Origin of the sequence: Nonomuraea zeae (assembly GCF_005889725.1) — a bacterium.
GTDB lineage: Bacteria > Actinomycetota > Actinomycetes > Streptosporangiales > Streptosporangiaceae > Nonomuraea > Nonomuraea zeae.
Window position 1 is genome coordinate 1 of record NZ_VCKX01000480.1, and the last position, 6,133, is coordinate 6,133.

Below are 6,133 nucleotides of genomic sequence, written 5' to 3' on the forward strand. Positions count from 1 at the left end.
CCACCCCCGACCCCAAACCCCAACGATCAGGTAGACAGGAGACCGTTGCAGCGACCAACACCAACGGCGAAAAACCAGACGAACCGCCCTTAAGCTGGTCAGATCGAGCCCGGCGACGCCTGCGGAGACCCGCAAAACGGCCCGCTCAACAGATGGAGACACGAAGAGCATGGACACGAGGACGGACCCGCAGTCGCCTGCGCCGCACACTGCCAGCAGCCACGATCTGATCCGCGTACACGGCGCGCGCGAGAACAACCTCAAAGACCTCAGCGTCGATCTCCCGAAGCGCAAGCTGACGGTGTTCACCGGCGTCTCCGGCTCGGGCAAGAGCTCGCTGGTGTTCGACACGATCGCCGCGGAGTCGCAGCGCCTGATCAACGAGACCTACAGCACCTTCGTCCAGGGTTTCATGCCCACGATGGCGCGACCCGAGGTAGACGTACTCGAAGGGCTGACGACCGCGATCATTGTCGACCAGCAGCGGATGGGCGCCGACCCCCGCTCCACGGTCGGCACCGCGACCGACGCCAACGCGATGCTGCGCATCCTCTTCAGCCGGCTCGGCCAGCCGCACATCGGCTCGCCCCAGGCGTTCTCCTTCAACGTTCCCACGGTCCGGGCGAGCGGTGCGATCACGGTCGAACGCGGCGCCCGTAAGGCGGAGAGAGCGACGTTCACCCGCATCGGCGGCATGTGTACGGGATGCGAAGGCCGCGGCACGGTCTCCGATCTCGACCTCAGCCAGCTCTACGACGACTCCAAGTCGATCGCCGAGGGCGCGTTCACCATCCCCGGCTGGAAGTCCGACAGCTTCTGGACGGTACGGGTCTACGCCGAGTCGGGCTTCGTCGACCCCAACAAGCCGATCCGCGACTACACCAAGAAGGAGCTCCAGGACTTCCTCTACAAGGAGCCGGTCAAGGTGAAGGTCGACGGCGTCAACCTCACCTACGAGGGGCTGATCCCGAAGATCCAGAAGTCGTTCCTCTCCAAGGAGAAGGAGGGGATGCAGCCGCACGTCCGGGCGTTCGTGGACCGGGCGGTCACCTTCACCACCTGTCCCGAGTGCGACGGCACCCGGCTCAGCGCGGACGCCCGCTCCTCGTTGATCAAGGGCGTCAGCATCGCCGACGCCTGCGCGATGCAGATCAGCGACCTGGCCGAATGGGTCCGCGGCCTGGACGAGCCGTCGGTGGCGCCGTTGCTCGGCAAGCTGCTGCACTCACTCGACTCGTTCGTGGAGATCGGGCTGGGCTACCTCTCGCTCGATCGGCCGGCGGGCACGCTGTCGGGCGGCGAGGCGCAGCGTACCAAGATGATCCGCCACCTCGGCTCCGCGCTCACCGACGTGACCTACGTCTTCGACGAGCCCACCATCGGCCTGCACCCCCATGACATCGCGCGGATGAACAACCTGCTGCTGCGACTGCGGGACAAGGGCAACACGGTGCTCGTCGTGGAGCACAAGCCGGAGGCGATCGCGATCGCCGACCACGTCGTCGACCTCGGCCCCGGCGCCGGCGCGGCGGGCGGCACCGTCTGCTTCGAGGGCAGCGTCGAGGGGCTGCGGGCCAGCGGCACCATCACCGGCCGCCATCTCGACGACCGGGCCACCCTCAAGGAGAGCGTGCGCAAGCCCACCGGCACGATGGAGATCCGCGGCGCGGCGACGAACAACCTGCGCGACGTCGACGTGGACGTCCCGCTCGGGGTGCTCGTGGTCGTCACCGGTGTGGCCGGCTCCGGCAAGAGCTCGCTGATCCACAGCTCCATCCCGGCCTCCGCGGGCGTCGTGTCGGTCGACCAGGCCCCCATCCGCGGCTCGCGACGCAGCAACCCGGCGACGTACACCGGTCTGCTCGACCCGATCCGCAAGGCGTTCGCGAAGGCCAACGGCGTAAAGCCGGCGCTGTTCAGCGCGAACTCCGAGGGCGCCTGCCCCAACTGCAACGGCGCCGGCGTCATCTACACCGACCTCGCGGTGATGGCCAGCGTCGCCAGCACCTGCGAGGTGTGCGAGGGGAAGCGGTTCGAGGCATCGGTGCTGGACCACCACCTCGGCGGCCGCGACATCAGCGAGGTGCTCGCGATGTCGGTGAGCGAGGCCGAGGAGTTCTTCGGCACCGGCGAGGCACGCACCCCCGCCGCCCACGCCATCCTCCAGCGGCTCGCCGACGTCGGGCTCGGCTACCTCACCATCGGCCAGCCGCTCACCACGCTGTCCGGCGGGGAGCGGCAGCGGCTCAAGCTGGCCACGCACATGGCAGACAAGGGCGGCATCTACGTCCTCGACGAGCCGACCACCGGTCTCCACCTCGCCGACGTCCAGCAGCTGCTCGCGCTCCTCGACGGCCTCGTGGAGTCCGGCAAGTCCGTCATCGTCATCGAGCACCACCAGGCGGTCATGGCTCACGCCGACTGGATCATCGACCTCGGCCCCGGCGCGGGCCACGACGGCGGCCAGATCGTCTTCGAGGGCACCCCTGCCGACCTCGTCGCAGCCCGTTCCACCCTCACTGGCGAACACCTCGCGGCCTACGTCGGCAAGGCGGCCCAGCCCGCCCGGTAACCCAGCGAACCGCCGGTGCCCTGACCAGCCGTACAGCAAACCGACGACACGACGGCCCGCGCCGCAGCCGCGGGCCGGTCGAACAGCGCCCGAGAAGCAGCCGCCTCACCTTCACTCAAGAGCCCAATCGGTATGGACGCCGAGGGTGAGGCGGTCCCGGCAAGCAGGAAGATCGAATAGTCAGCTGCGGCCACCCGCTATCGGGACTTATCGCCCGAACGCTCGTCATGCCCCGATCCGGATATCGCGTCCCTTATCCGCAGTGCCCTGGCCAGGTCGTCGAGTTGATCGGCCAGGCCGCGGCGGAGCATGGGAGTGGGCTCGCCGTCGCTGAGGCACTCGCGGCCGAGACGGAGGGCTTCGGCGTTGATGGCGTGGATGGGGAAGGCCTGCCTGGCCGCCGCTCTGGCGATGGCGGCGCCGCGGCGGGCGGCGACGCGGACCGCGTCGGGATAGTAGCGGGGGACGTATTCGCGCAGCAGGTCGAGCTGCTCGGGCTGCCAGAAGCCCTGGGCGGTGGCGGTGAAGAGGTAGTTGGACAGATCGTTGCGGGAGTCCGTGGCGAACATGGCGTCCCACGCCTTCGCCTTGGCCTCCTCGTCCGGCAGGGCGGCCCGGCAGCGGGCGGCGCCCTCCTGGCCGGTGGCGCTCGGGTCGCGCCGCAGCTCGGCGGCGATGGCGGCCTCGTCGGCGGCGCCGAGCACGCAGAGGCGGGCCAGAACGCGCCAGCGCAGCTCGGGGTCGAGTTCGGGCCCGCCGGGGACGGCCCCGTCGGCGAGCCATGCGGCGATCGTGCCCGGCTGGGCGGCGACATCGATGAGGTGACGTACGGCGATCAGTCGCAGGTCGGGGTTGCCGCCGTCCTCGGCACGGCGAAGGAGATCGTGGCACAGGGCGGTTAGCGTGCTCAGCGCGGCCGGCCGGCCTGCGGGCGGGAGGTAGCGGTCGGCGATGTGGGCGGAGGCGAAGGCGAGGACGCCCTGGACGATGGCGGGGTCGGCCTCGTGCGGGAGGTGGGCGCGGGCGGCCTCCAGGTAGACGGTGGCGGCGAGTTCGCCGTCGCGGACGGCGTCGCGCAGGGCGTTCCAGACGACCGCGCGGGTGAGCGGGTCGGGCAGGCCGGCGAGGCTCCTGCGGACGGTGTCGAGGGAGCCGGGATCGAAACGGACCTTCGCGTAGGTCAGGTCGCCGTCGTTGAGCAGCAGCAGGGCCGGGCGTTTGCCGATGGGCAGCGGGGCGGCCTGCGGGACGTCGAGGTCGAGGCGATCCCGCAGGGTGAGGCGGCCCTCGTCGGCCGGGTCCCGGTCGTACAGGCCCACGGCGATCTGGTGCGGACGGCTGCCGTCGCGTCCGACGGTGAGGGCGTACGTGCCGTCCTCGCCAGGCGCGACCTCCGGGGTGAGGGCGTACGCGCCATTCTCCCCCAGTGTGACCTCGGGGGTGAGGGCGTACGCGCCGCTCTCGCCGGGCGTGACCTCCGGGGCAAGAGAGTACGTGCCGCTCTCGCCGGGCGTGACCTCCGGGGTGAGGGTGTCAACGCCGGTGGTACGCAGCCAGCTGCCTGCCCAAGCGTCGACGTCACGTTCGGTGGATGAGGCGAGGGAGGCGACGAAGTCGGCGAGGGTCGCGTTGGCGAACCTGTGGCGGGCGAAGTGGGTGTTGATGCCGGCGAGGAAGTCCTTCTCGCCCAGCCAGGCCACCAGCTGGCGCAGCGCGGAAGCGCCCTTGGCATAGGAGATGCCGTCGAAGTTGAGCAGCGCGGCCGCGGTGTCGTCGACCACCTCGGGCGCGACGGGATGGGTGGAGGGACGCTGGTCGGCGTCATATCCCCAAGCCTTGCGGACGATTCCGAAGCCGACCCAGGTGCCGCTGAAGCGGGTGGCCTCGGCGCAGATCTGGTAGCCCATGTACTCGGCGAACGACTCGTTCAGCCAGATGTCGTCCCACCACCTGAGGGTGACCAGGTTCCCGAACCACATGTGCGCCATCTCATGGGCGATGCTCACGGCGCGGGCCTGCCGCTCGGTGTCGGTGACGGCGGAGCGGAAGAGGCGCTCTTCGGAGAAGGTGACAAGACCGGGGTTCTCCATCGCCACGGTGTTGAACTCCGGCACGAATGCCTGATCGTAGGAGTCGAAGGGATAGGGCTCGTCGAATTTCTCGTGGTAGCGGTCGAAGCACTGCCGGGTGATCTCGAAGAGTTCGCCGGCGTCGGCGTCCAGGTACGGTGCCAGCGAGCGGCGGCAGTGCCAGCCGAAGGGGATGCCGCGGTGCTCGGTGTGCCGGGAATGCCACGGGCCGGCGGCGACGGCTATCAGGCAGGTGGACAGCAACGGGGTGGGCGCAGCCCGCCAGCGGCCGTCCGCCTGCTGCTCGGTGACGCCGTTGCTGAGCACGGTCCAGCCCTCGGGGGCGGTGACGCTGACCTCGAAGACGGCTTTCAGATCGGGCTGGTCGAAGGCGGGGAAGACCTGCTGCACGTCGTTCATGTACAGCTGGGTGTAGACGTAGGTCGCGCCGTCGGCGGGGTCGGTGAAGCGGTGCATGCCCTCGCTGGTACGGGAGTACCGCATGGCGGCATCGACGCGCAGTTCGTGCTCGCCCGACGCCAGATTCTTCAGCGGCAGGCGGTTACCGTCGAGCGTGCCCGGGTCGAGGGGAGCGCCGTCCAGGGTGACGCTCCGCAGCTGGGCGGGCTGGAGCTCGACGAAGGTGTCGCCGTCGGCGCGAAGGGTGAACGTGATGACGGTACGGGAGTCGAAGGTCTCGTCGCCGGTGGTGAGATCGAGCTCGATCGCATACCGATGGACGTCCAGGAGCTGGGCACGGGCCTGCGCTTCGTCGCGTGTCAATACGGGCATGATGACATGCTGCCATGATCCGGTTGACCCGGAACTAATCATTACAACCAGCCCGTAATGCCCTACTGAGTGCCAGCAACCGGCCGCCAACCACGGCTGCCTCGACCACCCGGTCCGCCACGAAGTCGGTACGCTCGCTCGTGTGCATGACCCGCAGGCCGAGACCGCATCGCACGTCCGAGGCGATTCGCCGGAGCGCACGCAGCTGATCGTCCTGCGCGGGAACTCCGGCTCAGGCAAGACCACCATCGCCAAAACCCTCAGAGAGGCGTACGGCCGACGCGGCCTGGCCATAGTCAGCCAGGACGTGCTCCGTCGCGACCTCCTCCGCGAGCTCGACCTCCCCGGCGGCGTCAACATCGGCCTCATCGACACCGTCACCCGCTATGCCCTGGCCCACGACCACCACGTCATCCTCGAAGGCATCCTCGCCGCCAGCAGGTACGCGCCGATGCTCCAAGCCCTGCGCCGGGATCACCCGGGCAACAGCCACTTCTACTACCTGGACGTGCCGTTCGAGGAAACCCTCCGCCGCCACGCCACCCGGCCGCAGAGCGCGAACTTCGGAGCCGACGAGATGCGCGCGTGGTACGTCGAGCGAGATCTCCTGCCCGGCAGCTGCGAAACCGTCATCCACCAGGACAGCTCACTCCAAGAAACGGTCCGGCGGGTGCTCTCGGAGACGTTGACCCCTTCAGCC

3 protein-coding genes are annotated in these 6,133 nt (G+C 69.3%); 2 read left to right on the forward strand and 1 reads right to left on the reverse strand.

Translation table 11 applies throughout. The features are described 5' to 3' along the window. The first annotated feature begins 169 nt into the window (after window positions 1-169). Window positions 170-2,572, forward strand: a complete 2,403-nt coding sequence (locus tag ETD85_RS59385; protein WP_138698610.1) for an ATP-binding cassette domain-containing protein — start codon at window positions 170-172, stop codon at window positions 2,570-2,572. A 197-nt stretch (window positions 2,573-2,769) separates the two neighbouring features. On the opposite strand, the gene pepN is transcribed toward ETD85_RS59385, so the two are convergent. Continuing rightward, window positions 2,770-5,433: an aminopeptidase N gene (gene pepN, locus ETD85_RS59390; RefSeq protein WP_138698611.1), complete on the reverse strand. Its 2,664-nt coding sequence runs from the start codon at window positions 5,431-5,433 to the stop codon at window positions 2,770-2,772. Between the two features lie 142 nt (window positions 5,434-5,575). On the opposite strand from pepN, the gene ETD85_RS59395 reads away from it, so the two are divergent. Beyond that, window positions 5,576-6,133, forward strand: a 558-nt coding sequence (locus ETD85_RS59395) for a kinase (protein ID WP_138698612.1), incomplete at its 3' end; no start/stop codon positions are given.

Bases quoted from the DNA above. Each gene is read 5' to 3' on its own strand.
- ETD85_RS59385 (WP_138698610.1), top strand. From the start codon at position 170: ATGGACACGAGGACGGACCCGCAGTCGCCTGCGCCGCACACTGCCAGC.
- pepN (WP_138698611.1), bottom strand. From the start codon at position 5,433: ATGCCCGTATTGACACGCGACGAAGCGCAGGCCCGTGCCCAGCTCCTG.